The 13,302-nt window shown below is 44.8% G+C and carries 15 protein-coding genes and 1 pseudogene; 10 read left to right on the plus strand and 6 right to left on the minus strand.

Features of this window, described 5'->3' with window-relative positions; all coding sequences use genetic code 11:
- Positions 1 to 199 precede the first annotated feature (199 nt).
- A complete protein-coding gene (locus EAL2_RS11625; protein ID WP_025436552.1) occupies positions 200 to 697 on the plus strand; it encodes an RNA polymerase sigma factor in 498 nt (165 codons plus the stop codon).
- A 52-nt stretch (positions 698 to 749) separates the two neighbouring features.
- Here EAL2_RS11625 and EAL2_RS15915 read toward each other — a convergent pair.
- The 5 genes and pseudogenes from EAL2_RS15915 to EAL2_RS11645 all read right to left on the minus strand — a co-directional run bounded on the left by EAL2_RS15915 (position 750) and on the right by EAL2_RS11645 (position 5,207).
- Positions 750 to 2,733 (minus strand): annotated as a pseudogene (locus EAL2_RS15915) (DNA polymerase).
- A 64-nt stretch (positions 2,734 to 2,797) separates the two neighbouring features.
- Positions 2,798 to 2,950, minus strand: a complete 153-nt coding sequence (locus EAL2_RS15570) for a hypothetical protein (protein WP_158408934.1) — start codon at positions 2,948 to 2,950, stop codon at positions 2,798 to 2,800.
- 70 nt (positions 2,951 to 3,020) lie between these two features.
- Positions 3,021 to 3,584: a DUF2815 family protein gene (locus tag EAL2_RS11635; protein ID WP_025436553.1), complete on the minus strand. Its 564-nt coding sequence runs from the start codon at positions 3,582 to 3,584 to the stop codon at positions 3,021 to 3,023.
- Between the two features lie 13 nt (positions 3,585 to 3,597).
- Entirely contained in the window at positions 3,598 to 4,722 is a 1,125-nt protein-coding gene (locus EAL2_RS11640) for a DUF2800 domain-containing protein (RefSeq protein WP_025436554.1), read from the minus strand.
- Complete coding sequence (locus EAL2_RS11645; protein WP_242842532.1) at positions 4,719 to 5,207, minus strand: hypothetical protein; 489 nt, start codon at positions 5,205 to 5,207, stop codon at positions 4,719 to 4,721. Before EAL2_RS11645 ends, EAL2_RS11640 begins: the two co-directional genes overlap by 4 nt.
- 302 nt (positions 5,208 to 5,509) lie before the next feature.
- Here EAL2_RS11645 and EAL2_RS11650 point away from each other — a divergent pair, with 302 nt between their 5' ends.
- From EAL2_RS11650 to EAL2_RS11675, 6 genes are all read left to right on the plus strand, one after another.
- Positions 5,510 to 5,968, plus strand: coding sequence for a DUF7768 domain-containing protein (locus tag EAL2_RS11650; RefSeq protein WP_242842533.1), 459 nt, complete (start codon positions 5,510 to 5,512; stop codon positions 5,966 to 5,968).
- A complete protein-coding gene (locus tag EAL2_RS11655) occupies positions 5,959 to 8,211 on the plus strand; it encodes a phage/plasmid primase, P4 family (RefSeq protein ID WP_025436557.1) in 2,253 nt (750 codons plus the stop codon). Before EAL2_RS11650 ends, EAL2_RS11655 begins: the two co-directional genes overlap by 10 nt.
- 154 nt (positions 8,212 to 8,365) lie before the next feature.
- Positions 8,366 to 8,647 (plus strand): VRR-NUC domain-containing protein, encoded by a 282-nt coding sequence (locus EAL2_RS11660; RefSeq protein WP_025436558.1) that lies wholly within the window; start codon positions 8,366 to 8,368, stop codon positions 8,645 to 8,647.
- Positions 8,628 to 10,001, plus strand: coding sequence for a DEAD/DEAH box helicase (locus EAL2_RS11665; protein ID WP_025436559.1), 1,374 nt, complete (start codon positions 8,628 to 8,630; stop codon positions 9,999 to 10,001). Before EAL2_RS11660 ends, EAL2_RS11665 begins: the two co-directional genes overlap by 20 nt.
- A 49-nt stretch (positions 10,002 to 10,050) precedes the next feature.
- Complete coding sequence (locus EAL2_RS11670; RefSeq protein WP_322787250.1) at positions 10,051 to 10,263, plus strand: hypothetical protein; 213 nt, start codon at positions 10,051 to 10,053, stop codon at positions 10,261 to 10,263.
- 2 nt (positions 10,264 to 10,265) lie between these two features.
- Complete coding sequence (locus tag EAL2_RS11675) at positions 10,266 to 10,673, plus strand: DUF1492 domain-containing protein (RefSeq protein WP_025436561.1); 408 nt, start codon at positions 10,266 to 10,268, stop codon at positions 10,671 to 10,673.
- A 216-nt stretch (positions 10,674 to 10,889) separates the two neighbouring features.
- Here the strand turns inward: EAL2_RS11675 and EAL2_RS11680 are convergent, their stop codons facing one another.
- Complete coding sequence (locus EAL2_RS11680) at positions 10,890 to 11,276, minus strand: hypothetical protein (protein WP_025436562.1); 387 nt, start codon at positions 11,274 to 11,276, stop codon at positions 10,890 to 10,892.
- 157 nt (positions 11,277 to 11,433) lie between these two features.
- Between EAL2_RS11680 and EAL2_RS11685 the strand changes: the two genes are divergently transcribed.
- The 3 genes from EAL2_RS11685 (at position 11,434) to EAL2_RS11695 (ending at position 13,302) form a co-directional block, all read left to right on the plus strand.
- Positions 11,434 to 12,177 (plus strand): hypothetical protein, encoded by a 744-nt coding sequence (locus EAL2_RS11685; RefSeq protein WP_025436563.1) that lies wholly within the window; start codon positions 11,434 to 11,436, stop codon positions 12,175 to 12,177.
- A 117-nt stretch (positions 12,178 to 12,294) separates the two neighbouring features.
- Positions 12,295 to 12,654, plus strand: coding sequence for an HNH endonuclease (locus EAL2_RS15215; RefSeq protein ID WP_025436564.1), 360 nt, complete (start codon positions 12,295 to 12,297; stop codon positions 12,652 to 12,654).
- Positions 12,655 to 12,768: 114 nt separating this feature from the next.
- Positions 12,769 to 13,302 (plus strand): P27 family phage terminase small subunit, encoded by a 534-nt coding sequence (locus EAL2_RS11695; protein WP_025436565.1) that lies wholly within the window; start codon positions 12,769 to 12,771, stop codon positions 13,300 to 13,302.

The following is a 13,302-nucleotide window of genomic DNA, read 5'->3' on the forward strand; positions in this document are numbered from 1 at the left end:
TAATATCGAATGCCTGATTTGCAATAAGGCAAAGGATACATATTGAATCGTAATAATCACATGTTGATTGCTGCGCTTCAACAGAAGTACCTTCTCTTATTGCGCTCATTTTAGGTTGAAAGGGTCTGTGTACTTTCTGGCATAGACCTATTTTTGTATCCTTTGCCGCCAATGCAGTCCGGCGGAAAGGATGCAAATTATGCAAAACAGAGTCAATCAAGAAACTAAGCAGTATTATCTAACTATCGAGGGGCAAGAGGTAGAGGTAAGCGAAGAAGTGTACAGAGCTTTTAAACGTCCAATTTGGGCGGAACACAAACGCAATGATCGGCAGAAATTATGTCAGATTAGTGACGGCAAGGGCGGCCTAAAAAGATGCATAGAAGATTGCTCCAAATGCAGTCGTACTAAGGAAGGAAATGTCCTTTCTCTAGACGGACTCGAAGAAACTGGATACAGCGTTGAGGACCGCGCACAGGATATTGCAGAGATTGTTGCAGACAAGATGCTTCTTGAAGAGCTTTTTACGGCTCTCGAAGAACTAGATCCAAACAGTCATCGCATCTGCGAACTTCTTATGGAAGGGCATTCAAAGCGAGAAATTGCAAGAATTATGTCGATACCGCAGTCAAGCTTTGAGTATCAGTTTAAAAAGCTGATGGCATCTTTAAGAAGGCGTCTGGAAAACTATATCTAAACCACAAAGGAAGAGACGGTGCTGGTGTAAAATCAGTACCGTCTTTTCATTCCTAGTCCTTCTTATAAAACATAGTCTCATAGCCATCTGCTCTAAGTGCCAAGCCTTTCATCCAAGGTGGCGTTCTTGCCATCTGCTCACAAACTGCTTTAAGGGAAACGCCCATGTTACACTCAATAATTAGCTCGTCATGGACATGACCACAGATAAAGCAATATCGGAGTGTTTTCATAGCGTAGGCTAGGATATCCCGACTGATGGCCTGCACAATATTTTCCGTAAACTTCGGACCGTAACTTTCGATGCGTTCCCACTTTTTAGTGTTGCCGGTGCCTTCATAGGTGACAGACTCACCCCCGAACTGATTCTGTTCGATCTTAGGCTTTACATAGGAAAGCCTTCTGCCGGAAGGAAGCTCAATAAAAAGCATACCCTTTTGGCAGTAGAACTTAATGCCGTGCGTTTTGGTATGGGTTCTGAAGCGAACTGCCTCTTTAACAGTTCTGTCAACATCCCACCACAGCTTTGTAATCTTCGGGTTTGAAGCTCTCCAAGAATCAACCAGCGGCTGCAGTTCATCTTCAGTAATGCCCATTTCCAACGCATCCATAGCTTTAAGTGCTCCAGTGCTGCCGCCATAGCCAAGAGCCAATTCTGCGATTTTACCTTTTTGCCGAAGGTGGCTGTTTACACCATGCTTTTTAACCGGTATGTGAAACATTGCAGAAGCAGAAGCACAGTATATATCCCCATTGCTTTCAAAAACATTTAATCGCCATGTTTCTCCGGCTAAGAAGGATAGAACCCTAGCCTCGATAGCACTGAAGTCGCACACGATAAACTTATATCCTGGCCTTGGAATAAAAGTGGTTCGGATAAGCTGAGAGAGTATATCTGGTACATCCTCATAAAGTAGTTTTACTGCATCATAATCTCCTAGCTTTACAAGGGACCGTGCATCTTCCAAATCAGGAATATGGTTCTGAGGGAGGTTTTGTAATTGTATATGTCTGCCTGCCCAGCGACCAGAACGGGAAGCTCCATAATATTGGAACATGCCGCGAGCCCTACCATCTAGGCAGACGGTGTTCTGCATGGCCTGATATTTTTTGACGCTGCTTTTCGATAGCTGCTGCCGAAGTAATAGCACATCTCGTTGATCCTCTGATGCAGTCTTTATAAGAGCTGCGACATTCTTTTTCCCCAAGTGACTCGGTCTCAATACCATTATCAGAAAGCCACTGTTTTACCTGCGTGACGCTGTTTGGATTTTCAAGGTTGGTAAGCGCCTTCATTGCAGCATTGAGTTCATCTTTGGACTTTTCATCGAAGCTAATGGCATTTTCAACAACACCCATATCGAGAAGGATACCTCTGTCATTAATCTCCTGATCAAGGTGGTATTCTTCCCAAACAAACTCAGGTACTGGATAGTTTTCCAGGCGATTCTTAAGTGCATGTTCCACTTCAACATCTCGGATATTGTACTTCTTAAATAAGTACCATTTGGTCATATCATGTTCAGGTAGGTTACGAGTGCGACCACCATTTACTTTAGTAGGCTTGCAAGGAACACAGAAGTAGCGAATGAGGTCTTTGCCTTCTTTGAGCTTTTGTTCACCAAGTTTGAGAACTGCCCCTACGCCTTCAAGTGAAAGTGGTAAGCCCATATACGCAGACCATATCATGCTGCAGCGCCAAGAGGATGGATCAAGGTAACCTCCAACAGTATCATCCGAGATGCTGTAGCTGCTAAAGTTATCCGGGTAGTGCTTACGGAGCCAATAGGACAAACAGATACGCTCGAAGGAAGCGTTAAATGCCCATTTTGTGATGTTGTCATCGATTAGTGCATTTAATATCTCTTCTGGAATTTTCTCACCTAAGGCCAGGTCAATAACTTTTACCTCACCACCATTAATCGCGTAGCCAAACAGGAGTATTTCAAAGCCCGGAGATTCCGCATAACGGTAGATACCGCATTTACTAAGGTCCAAGTCTGAGTAGGTTTCCAGGTCAAGTGATAGTGATTTTATTTCTTCCATAATATCATCCTTTCAAAAGAAAAGGGCGGCAGCAGGAGTGCCACCGCCCAAGCGATTAAAACTTATCGAGTGGATCGAAGTTCTTCTTCGTTTTTTCTTTCTTGTGCTTTTTAATGGTATCCATGATTTCATTCACGACCCAGAACAGGGCTCCGACGATAAATATGCCGTACAAAGTAATCAGTTCAATAACAAGAATAGTTGCCATTTGATTTACCTCTTTTCTTTGATTTTATTAGGTGGCAGGTTTTCCTGCCACCCGAATTATCAGCTATCGATTAGGAAAGAAAGTCGTCGTCAGAATCTGTGGCAAAGTCGTCTTCTGCGTTAGACTTACCGCCAAGATGCTCACCATCACGGATCTTTTGAAGATTGTTGAGGGAACATGCGATTCCTTTATTTCCGTTGGTGTTGAAGGCGTAGAAGTTAACACTAGCGCGGCCATAAACACCGGAATAAATCTCAGAACGTTCGATGATAGGCTGACGATCTGCGTCAACGATGCCAGGAGCAGAGCTGTTGTTGGCGTTCATAAAATATGCATTTGCATAAACTGGATCGTCTGGACGTTCCATATCGCCGTCGCGAAGAGGTGTCTTAAGGGTTGAAAGAGGCGGTACAGTACGCCCATTGCCTTTAAGCTTGCCTTCACCTTCATGGTAGGCCGCTTCAATTGCAGCTTTAATTTTTTCGATAGTCTTAGTATCGGACTTTGGGATAATGAGAGATACACTATACTTTGGTGTGCCGCCATTGATGGATTTAGGCTCCCATGCATTCACATAGCTCCAACGGGTATCAGGGCCAGTAACTACTTTTAACGGATTAACTACTTTTGTCATGGTTAATTCCTCCTTAATTTTCATTAAAATCTTCATATGCTGAGTTGAATTCGGGTCTCTTGTCATCAGCGGTAACAAGGACCGGTTTCCCAGATGGCTTAAAGGTTAGGCCACCGAGAATTTCTTCAAATGTCTTCTTGCCGAGTAGTGCTGTCATAGCAGTAATGCCGAGCAGCTTCTTCTCATAAGGGTCTTTACCAGCTGCAATAACGACATCAACTACTGCAGATTCGTCGGTGTATTTCCTATTGGAACGGCCGGCGACTAATTTAAAACCTTCAAACTTGGTACCGTTCAAAGCTTCCTTCAGAGCATATTCCTTGACATCGCTAGCCCAGGAAACCAGCTGATCTACCTTTGTAAGGATGGATGATATCTCTTCATTATCGAGAGTGGCAGGCAACTCGAAGTCATACTTTGCGAGCTCCAGATTGTATTCGGCACGCTTTCGGCATGTTGCTTTGGCCTTGCAGAATTGGCAGTGCTCGCCAGCTTTGTATTCGCCATCGCCCTTGATAGCAAGCTGAGCGGTAGGAGACAAGACTTCCTCAGCCCACTGGATGAGTTCGCTTTTAGAAATGCTGTACTCACTAATGTTTTCTCTACGCGGCTGATAGATGACCAGGTTAACATTTTCAATGTCGTAAATACCATCGAAAAGAGCCAGACCGCCAAGTGCATAACAGAACATTTGCGGATTTCTTTCCGATGAAACCTTGATCCCGAGCCCATATTTATAGTCAATTACGGTTAGAGTGCCGTCTGCGATAATCAAACAGTCAACATGCCCGTAACCTTCCGGGACGTATCTTGAGAAATCGAGCTTCTGCTCAATCAGTACTTGAGGATCGGCGCAGGTTTCTTTTGCTTTTTCAACCTGTTCAAGTACGAAGTATGCGTAGTCTTCCGCGTGGCTTTTCATTTCCTCGTCGTAGAAGCTTAACGACTCAGTCGGGTCTTTTGTGCTAATCCCCAGGAGCTTTTCAATCTTGTATTGTGCTAGGGCGTGGGCATCGGTGCCTTCCTGTGCAAAACTGCTGGACACATCCTCAAACTTCTTACTAAGTAAGGCTGATGGCGGACAAGAAATCCACCTGTGTGCAGATGAGGCAGAAAGTAGCGCATGTTTTACATTCATTGGATTGCCTCCGCATCCGCAAGTAAAGCGGCATATTGTGAGGGATCTATACTGGAGAGTTTATCTGCACCGTATTTTTTCAACAGTTCCTTAAGCGCTTCTGTATGCCCGGCTCTGGACATATCTGCAAACTTCTTGCGAACATCCAAGAATGATAACGCTGGCTTAGGATCTTCCAACGGTGCTGAGGGTGTTTCCATAACATCGCCGGTCTCTGTATCTGTGCTTGAGAAAATCTCTGTAAGTGAGTCAGCGATGTTAATTAGAGTTTTGCCGCAGTCTTTCAGTTCAGAAATAACCTGACTAAGTTCACTCATCTTGCTCATTTGGGGCTCCTCCTTCCTTTTTTCTTGTTCCTTTGCAGACAAGGCTTTGATTTTCTGAGCCAGTCTCTTGGATACAACGCTAATGGCTGTGAGCGTGTCAGCAAGCTCTTCATCAAGCTGCTGATCTTTTGAAGCCTCTGAATGCGTCTGTGTCTGCATGATGTTACCTCCCTTTCCGAGTGGATTTGCTCCCTCTCTAATAGTCCCAGGACAGTTTTGTGTGGTTTGAACGAAAAATCTTTTGAGATTTTTTCAAGTCGCACCTTTTTCATGTCCTTCAACAGTCCCAGGACACTTAGTGAGGAAATGAACGAAAAAAAACAGCAGATTTTTAGTCTGCTGTCGCTTGTATAAGGAAGAAGAAATTTATTATAAAAAAGTTCGTTCAAAGTGGCAGTTTCTGTCCTGGGACTGATAGAGGGACTTTTATGCCGCTCAAATCTTTATAAGGAGGTTCGCTTATGAACGAACTGATGAGATGCAAATACGGTACTGGCGGAGTGGACAAGAAAAACAGCGAGGGCTATCCCGACCCTACCGCATACGAAGCGCTGACAAACATTAAAAAAGAAGAAAAAGCATTCAAACCAATCGTGTATATCTGCTCACCTTATGCGGGTGATATAGAGAGAAATACAGAAAGAGCTAAGATGTATAGTCGATTCGCTGTTTTCGAGAGAAATGCCATTGCCTTCGCGCCACACCTGCTTTTACCTTTATACCTTTCAGATGTTGATCCGGAAGAACGTGAGCTTGCACTGTTCATGGATCTAGTCTTTTTAGGTAAATGTAATGAGCTGTGGGTCTTTGGCGAGAATATCACGAATGGCATGCAACGCGAGATTAATAAAGCCAAGAAGCGCCACATGACTATTCGCTATTTTACCGAGGACATGGAGGAGGTTGAATCATGCAATTAACGATTTACACTGCAAACTTTACCGGCAATCAGAAGAACTGCCTCTATCCAAATAAAAGTATTGTTACTTCGGTGGATGAACTTAAGGAAGCTGTGAAGCTTGACCACGTATGTGCGGAGTATAAGAACAACTACCGAAGCGCAGATAACTTCATTAAGTCTGATGTTATTGTCATGGATTGTGATAATGATCATACCGAAAATCCGGATGAGTGGATAACGCCAGAGGCTTTGGATGAGCTTATGTCAGATGTCTCATATGCGATTGCTCCTAGCCGCAACAACATGATTTCAAAGGACGGAAAAACAGCACGACCTAAGTTCCATATCTACTTTTCTATAGAAGAGCTATCTGATGTGGAAGCATATGTGGCTATGAAAAGAGCAATCCATGCTCAGTTCCCATTCTTTGATGATAATGCTTTAGATGCAGCGCGTTTTATCTATGGCGCTGATGCCGGTGACGTTATTTGGCATGAAGGCTGGCTCACGATTGATGAGCTTTTTCAGAACGTTCCTACTCCTACCAAAATAGGTAGCAGCAGTTCTATACCTGAAGGCCGCCGCAATAATACCCTGTCTCGTTTTGCGGGACGTGTTGTTAAGCGATACGGCAGCACCAGTAAGGCCCACGAGATCTTCTTAGAAGAGGCGAAAAAGTGCGACCCTCCGATGGATGAAGAAGAACTTACTGCTATCTGGAATAGTGCCATCAAGTTTGCCAGAAAGGTTCAAGGTCAGGATGGATACGTTCCTCCGGATGACTACAATTCAGATTTTGGCTCACTGCGGCCTTCCGACTTTTCTGATATTGGCCAGGCAAAAGTGCTGACACGTGAATACGGCAATGAGCTCTGTTACACGGATGCCACAGATTATCTTCGTTTTAACGGCGAGTTCTGGATGGAATCAAGGCAGCAGTCGGTTGGCGCTATGGAGGAGTTCCTCGATTTACAGCTCCAGGATGCGCTTAGTGAGGTAGAAAGCACTCTGAATGCTTTAGTTGCCTTGGGTGAAAAAGAAGAAGATATCCTTGCTGGCGGCAAAAAGTATGAAGCCGCACTTTCGGGTGATCCATTAAAGGCATTTAAAAAATATCAGTCAGCGCTGGCTTATAAAACTTTTGTGATGAAGCGCAGAGATATGAAATATGTCATCTCAGCACTACAGGCCGCAAAGCCAATGCTGGAGATCAAAGTGAGCGACCTAGATAAAGACGAGTTTCTCCTTAACACGCCGGGAGTTACCTTTGATCTTCGAAAGGGACTGGCCGGTGGTCGTGCTCCTGATGCAGCAGATTATATTACAAAGCAGACGACTGCTTCACCTGGGGATAAAGGTGAGCAGATTTGGCTAGATTCGTTGAATACCTTCTTCTGCAACGACAAAAAACTGATTGACTATGTTCAGCAGATTGTTGGCCTCGCTGCAATTGGAAAAGTCTATCTGGAAGCAATTATCATTGCCTATGGCGGGGGACGCAATGGTAAGTCCACATTCTGGAACAGCATCTCTAGGGTGCTCGGTTCCTACAGCGGTGCCATCTCAGCAGATACGCTTACGGTTGGATGTCGGAGAAATGTAAAACCTGAAATGGCAGAACTTAAGGGCAAACGTCTCATCATTGCTTCCGAGCTTGAAGAGGGCATGCGCCTGAACACATCCATCGTAAAGCAGCTTAGCTCAACCGATGAAATCGAAGCAGAGAAAAAGTATAAGGACCCGTTCAAGTTTGAACCTTCTCATACATTGGTACTTTACACAAACCACTTACCGAGAGTCGGTGCCAACGATGATGGTACCTGGAGGCGTCTTATCGTCATCCCGTTCAATGCAAAAATTGAGGGTAGGGGCGACATCAAAAACTTTGCAGACTACCTTGTTACGAATTCAGGACCATCCATCATGAGATGGATCATTGAAGGAGCAAAGAAAGCTATTGAGGTTAACTACAACTTCGTTGTTCCAGCATGTGTTCAGGACGCCATTAAAGCATACAGAGAGAACAATGACTGGCTGGCTTCATTTCTGGAGGATTGCTGCGAAGTGGATAAGGCATTCCAGCAAAAGTCTGGCGAGTTTTATCAAGAATACAGGGCCCATTGTGGGCGCAACGGTGAGTACACAAGGAGCACAACCGATTTCTATACTGCTTTGGAGACTGCCGGGTTTGAACGCAAAAAGACAAAAACAGGTAGCTCTGTTTATGGCGTACGTTTGAAAGCGGAAGATTTTCTTAACTGAGTTGCACCGAGTGTCACCGACCTATAAGGTGATGGTCGATGATAGTCTTATATAGAAAGTACCTATAGAGAGTTTTTAAGTAAAAAATAGCCTATAGGGGGTTTTATGGAGAGACTGTCATAGACCGTCACCATTGATTGATGGAGATATTGCGATGAGAGAAAAAGAGATAGAAAAGAAGTTAACTTTGGAAGCAAAAAAGCGTGGCGGGCTGGCAGTGAAGTTTGTTTCTCCCGGCTTTGATGGCATGCCGGATAGAATCCTTCTGATGCCTGGAGGAATTATAGCCTTTGTTGAAGTAAAAGCACCTGGCAAACACCCGCGTCCATTACAGTTGGCAAGGCACAAGCTACTAAGAAGTTTGGGATTTTTAGTTTTCATATTAGACGACGAGAGTCAGATTGGAGGGATTTTTGATGCAGTACAAACCACATGAATATCAAAAGTATGCGATAGACTACATTGAATCTCATCCGGTGTCAGCTGTACTGCTTGATATGGGTTTAGGAAAAACGAGTATCGCCCTTACTGCAATCAATGACCTACTGTTTGATTATTTCGAAGCTCATAAGGTGTTGGTGGTAGCACCGCTTCGAGTGGCAAGAGATACGTGGCCTGCTGAAATTGAAAAGTGGGATCATCTATCCGACCTGATCATTTCTGTTGCAGTAGGTAGCACTGATGAACGGGTTAGGGCGCTAAAGGCTGCAGCAGATATCTATGTAATCAACCGTGAGAATCTTTGCTGGCTCATTGATGAGAGCGGGCTTCCATTTGATTTCGATACAGTCATTATCGATGAGCTTTCTTCCTTCAAAAATCATCAAGCCAAGCGCTTTAAGTCATTGATGAAGGTGCGTCCAAAAGTAAAACGCATTATTGGAATGACAGGAACACCAAGCAGCAATGGCCTAATGGATTTATGGGCTGAGTTTAAGTTGCTGGACATGGGCGCTAGGCTTGGAAGGTTCATCACAGCATTTCGCAGTAACTACTTTATGCCTGATAAGAGAAATGGTCAGATCATTTACAGCTATAAGCCACTTCCCGGAGCGGAGCAATGCATCTACCAGAAAATCTCCGATATTACGATTTCAATGAAGTCAACGGATTACCTTAAGATGCCTGAACTGATCAGCAGTGAATACGCCGTAATGCTTTCTGAAAAAGAGGCAGAGCGGTACGGTGAATTAGCAAGAGACCTTGTATTAGAGCTCCCTGGCGGTGAGGTTACTGCTGCAAATGCTGCGGCGCTTTCCAACAAGCTCTGTCAGATGGCCAACGGTGCCATTTATAACGACAATGGTGGAACAGAGGTTATTCATAATCAGAAGTTAGAGGCCTTGGAGGATATTGTTGAGGCGGCTGCCGGAAAGCCGATACTCGTGGCTTATTGGTATAAGCACGACTACGATAGAATCGTAGAAAAACTTCAGAACATAAAGGTCTCATTTTCCAAGTTAGACACTGCTGAAAGTATCCGCAAGTGGAACAACAAGGAAGTACCAGTCGGCTTAATTCATCCCGCATCTGCAGGACATGGTTTAAATCTTCAAGCCGGCGGCTCTTGTATTGTATGGTTCGGCCTTACCTGGTCACTAGAGTTATATCAACAGACAAATGCCAGGCTTTGGCGACAAGGGCAAACAGCTGAAACGGTTGTGGTGCAGCACATTGTTACAAAAGGTACTATTGATGAGCGTGTTTTAAGGGCTCTGTCCTTGAAGGATAAAAGCCAGTCAGCGCTTATCGATGCTGTCAAAGCTGATCTGCGAATGAGAGTCAAATAAAGACAACCCATGCCAATCCGAGAGAAATAAATTATCGGAGGTACAGATTATGAACCCTTATGAAGAATTAGCAAATGCCATAGTCGTTCTGGCTGCGAAGGACTACAGACGTGCTATTAAACAGTTGAAACGTAACTCGAAATACACACCAGCCCAGCAGCAAAAGAGTGAAGTCGAACGCTTCTTTCGCAGCGACTGGTGCAGAGAGCTCACTAGCGTTGATGGTGAATTCCTCATTGAGAAATCACAGCAGGAGGTTTAATGATGAAAACAAGAGAATACTTAAACCAGTCATATAAGCTCGAAAAGCGTATCAATAGCAAGCTGGACCAGATATCCACTCTAAGAGCTATGGCGGAGAATATCTCATCCACCATCAGCGACGTTCCTCCCAGCGGTACCCGAAACGTAAGCAGAACCCAGGATATCATTATTAAAATCATTGGCCTGGAAAACGAAATCAACGACGATATCGACAGCCTGATTGAGGTAAAGCATGAAATTATGCACGCGATTAAGGGGGTGGACAACATCGACTGCCAGTTGCTTTTGGAGATGCGCTACCTTAGTTATCATACCTGGGAGCAGATCGCCGTTGACCTCGGCTACTGCATGGACAACGTGTTCAAGCTCCACAGGCGAGCATTGGACATGATTTCCTTTCCTGAATAAAAGCTAAAGAGGCTCGATGTTTTGCGACATCGGGCCTCCCGTTTTGAAAGGAGTTATTAATTGTCATCTTCAGCGTAACCATATACGGTGTTTTCATGCCTGCAGTGTGGGCAGGTTAAGTAGGCATTCGGATTATCTCTGTCCTCCCACGGTAATGTCAGAACTCCGTCTGATAAAGATTGTCCACAATTTTCGCATTCCATAGTGTGTATCTCCTTATGCTTCTGTTACATGCTGAATATTGTTATTGGGAAGAACGCTTTCTTCGTGGGATTTAGGCTCCTGTCTCACTTCCGGAGGCAGGTTGTCCTTAAAGGCGTCCATAATGGCTTTGGCCTCTTCTTGCTGTTTAGATTTTTCACGTCCGTCTTTGATGAGCTTGGCAATTAGGAATATGAGCCCTGCACCGGCAGCGCCTACGACGACTCCCTGGAGCCTTCCGACCTTGATGTAGCTTTTGCCCTCGGCTTGAAAGTAATTAGCAATTCGGATGAGGCCCTGCTGCATGTCCCCGTTGCCGAGAACCTTGAGTGCGTGCGTCATCTGTGGCCCGGTCTGACCGCTGGCGGTGATAAGATCTGCAATTTGCATTGTTGTTGTCATGATGTACCCTCACTTTCATTTTCGATTAATTATTGACGAATCAGCTTTGATAGTTGTATTATATACTCATAAAAAAGATATGTATGTCTTTTAACCTGTCGGTTTTGAATATATCATAGAGTATAAAAAGATGATTTTATCTCTTTCGAGGTGTAATATGGGAAAACACATAAAAAAGCAAGAACATAATGATATGAGCCTGTTCAAGAATCGGTTATGGTCCTTAATGGGCGAAAAATACAATTCTCCGAAGCAGCTGGCTAAGGATCTATATGATGCTGGCCTCGTTGAGGTTAAGCAAAGAGAGAACTTTAACGATGAACGTGTTGATAAAAATAATGCTTACGGGAGCATAGAAAAGAAAATCCGTAAGCACTGTAATTCGGACACTGCTAGCGAGGTCCAGGGTGAGTTTATTCTTGCATACAGTCAGTTCTTCGGCTGCTCCGCCGATTATCTTTTGGGCTTTACGGATATTCGTACTAACAACATGGATATCCGGCAGATCTGTGAGAAGACAAAGCTGTCCGAAGAAGCCGTGAAGCGTATTGTCGACAGTCCAGTGCAAACCGTCTGGTGGTCAAAGCTGTTTGAAACGCCGCTCTTCATCGACCTTCCCGCTGGCTGGCTACATATGCTTCGGGAATTGCATATCCGTCACGTTAAGCTGAAGGATGCAAAGCCTGAGCAAGAAATCATGGACGAGCTTAAGGAGGTTAGTAATCTATCGCAATTTAGCTTAATCATGCATTCCGCCTTCAAAGCCGGTGTTGATGCAGAGACAGCCTCCTCTGCTTATTACGGTCACCTCGCAAAGATTAATGCCCGGGTCACTGACTACTTCCTGAAAGGAACCGAAGAACAATTTAATACAGCCGTCAAGCAGGACGATGGTCAGTAAATTCTAGTATTTTCTATTTAGATTGTTATGTTATGATAAAATCGGTAAGAGAATAAGGCTGAGCCTCGTGGGAGAAATCCTACGGGGCTTTTCTTATGCCAGAAAGCGAGGTGTTTTATGCCAAGAAAACCAAAACGACCATGTTCTTACCCTGGTTGTCCGGAGCTTACAGAGAACAGGTTTTGCGAGAAGCATGCAAAGCAGGAAGCATCTCGTTATGAGAAGTATGATCGTAATCTCCACTCAAAGAAAAGGTACGGTCGTGCCTGGAAGCGCATACGGGATCGCTACATCGAAGTCAACCCACTCTGCGAGGAGTGTATAAAGCAAGGACGAATGACTCAGGCAACCGAGGTGCATCACATCCTTCCACTTGCACGGGGAGGAACCCATGACGAATCCAACCTCATGGCCCTTTGCACTCCTTGCCACTCCGCCATTACTGCGCGCGACGGGGACCGTTGGCACAACCGGTAGGGGGGATCAAATCTCTACAACCCTGTGCCCGGGGAACGGGCGTGGGGCTTCGTGTGAATTTTTTCAAAAGTTTTGGGGGGTATTAACCCCCTTGCTCAAATCGGAGGTGAAATAGTGGGAAAAAGAGGTCCTCAGCCTGGCGCAGGCGGCAGGCCGCGAAAGGCACTAGCGGACAAGCTATTAGATGGCGGTTCTAAGAAGCTTCAAGTAGTCCCTCTACCTGAAGGTGATTCAGAAAGTGGATCAGAAATGCCAAAACCTGCTGACTGGTTGTCGGCTTCCCAAAAGAACGGACATCCATTGATAGCCAATGAAATCTATACAGATACCTGGGGTTGGCTTGGAAAGCATAAGTGCAGCCATCTGGTCCCGAAACAACAAATAGAACAATATGCCATGAGTGCAGCTCGTTGGATTCAGTGCGAACAGGCAATATCAGAATATGGTCTCTTGGCAAAGCATCCAACAACTGGTGCTCCGATTGCTTCTCCTTACGTAAGTATGGCGCAATCCTTCTCGAAACAAACTCACAGTTTATGGTCTCAAATATACGCAATAGTGCGTGAAAACAGCCTAACTTATTGCTCGAACTATACTCCTCAAGACGATCTAATGGAGCGGCTTCTTACCGCCCGGAAAGGAAAATAA

The organism is Peptoclostridium acidaminophilum DSM 3953, assembly GCF_000597865.1.
Taxonomy (GTDB): Bacteria; Bacillota; Clostridia; order Peptostreptococcales; family Peptostreptococcaceae; genus Peptoclostridium_A; species Peptoclostridium_A acidaminophilum.

What these genes read in the sequence shown, in the direction of transcription:
- EAL2_RS11645 (WP_242842532.1), bottom strand. Translation starts at nt 5,207, where the DNA reads ATGCAGACACAGACGCATTCAGAGGCTTCAAAAGATCAGCAGCTTGAT.
- EAL2_RS11675 (WP_025436561.1), top strand. Translation starts at nt 10,266, where the DNA reads ATGAAAACAAGAGAATACTTAAACCAGTCATATAAGCTCGAAAAGCGT.
- EAL2_RS11655 (WP_025436557.1), top strand. Translation starts at nt 5,959, where the DNA reads ATGCAATTAACGATTTACACTGCAAACTTTACCGGCAATCAGAAGAAC.
- EAL2_RS11670 (WP_322787250.1), top strand. Translation starts at nt 10,051, where the DNA reads ATGAACCCTTATGAAGAATTAGCAAATGCCATAGTCGTTCTGGCTGCG.
- EAL2_RS11685 (WP_025436563.1), top strand. Translation starts at nt 11,434, where the DNA reads ATGGGAAAACACATAAAAAAGCAAGAACATAATGATATGAGCCTGTTC.
- EAL2_RS11660 (WP_025436558.1), top strand. Translation starts at nt 8,366, where the DNA reads ATGAGAGAAAAAGAGATAGAAAAGAAGTTAACTTTGGAAGCAAAAAAG.
- EAL2_RS11680 (WP_025436562.1), bottom strand. Translation starts at nt 11,276, where the DNA reads ATGACAACAACAATGCAAATTGCAGATCTTATCACCGCCAGCGGTCAG.
- EAL2_RS11665 (WP_025436559.1), top strand. Translation starts at nt 8,628, where the DNA reads ATGCAGTACAAACCACATGAATATCAAAAGTATGCGATAGACTACATT.
- EAL2_RS15570 (WP_158408934.1), bottom strand. Translation starts at nt 2,950, where the DNA reads ATGGCAACTATTCTTGTTATTGAACTGATTACTTTGTACGGCATATTT.
- EAL2_RS11635 (WP_025436553.1), bottom strand. Translation starts at nt 3,584, where the DNA reads ATGACAAAAGTAGTTAATCCGTTAAAAGTAGTTACTGGCCCTGATACC.
- EAL2_RS11640 (WP_025436554.1), bottom strand. Translation starts at nt 4,722, where the DNA reads ATGAATGTAAAACATGCGCTACTTTCTGCCTCATCTGCACACAGGTGG.
- EAL2_RS15215 (WP_025436564.1), top strand. Translation starts at nt 12,295, where the DNA reads ATGCCAAGAAAACCAAAACGACCATGTTCTTACCCTGGTTGTCCGGAG.
- EAL2_RS11625 (WP_025436552.1), top strand. Translation starts at nt 200, where the DNA reads ATGCAAAACAGAGTCAATCAAGAAACTAAGCAGTATTATCTAACTATC.
- EAL2_RS11650 (WP_242842533.1), top strand. Translation starts at nt 5,510, where the DNA reads ATGAACGAACTGATGAGATGCAAATACGGTACTGGCGGAGTGGACAAG.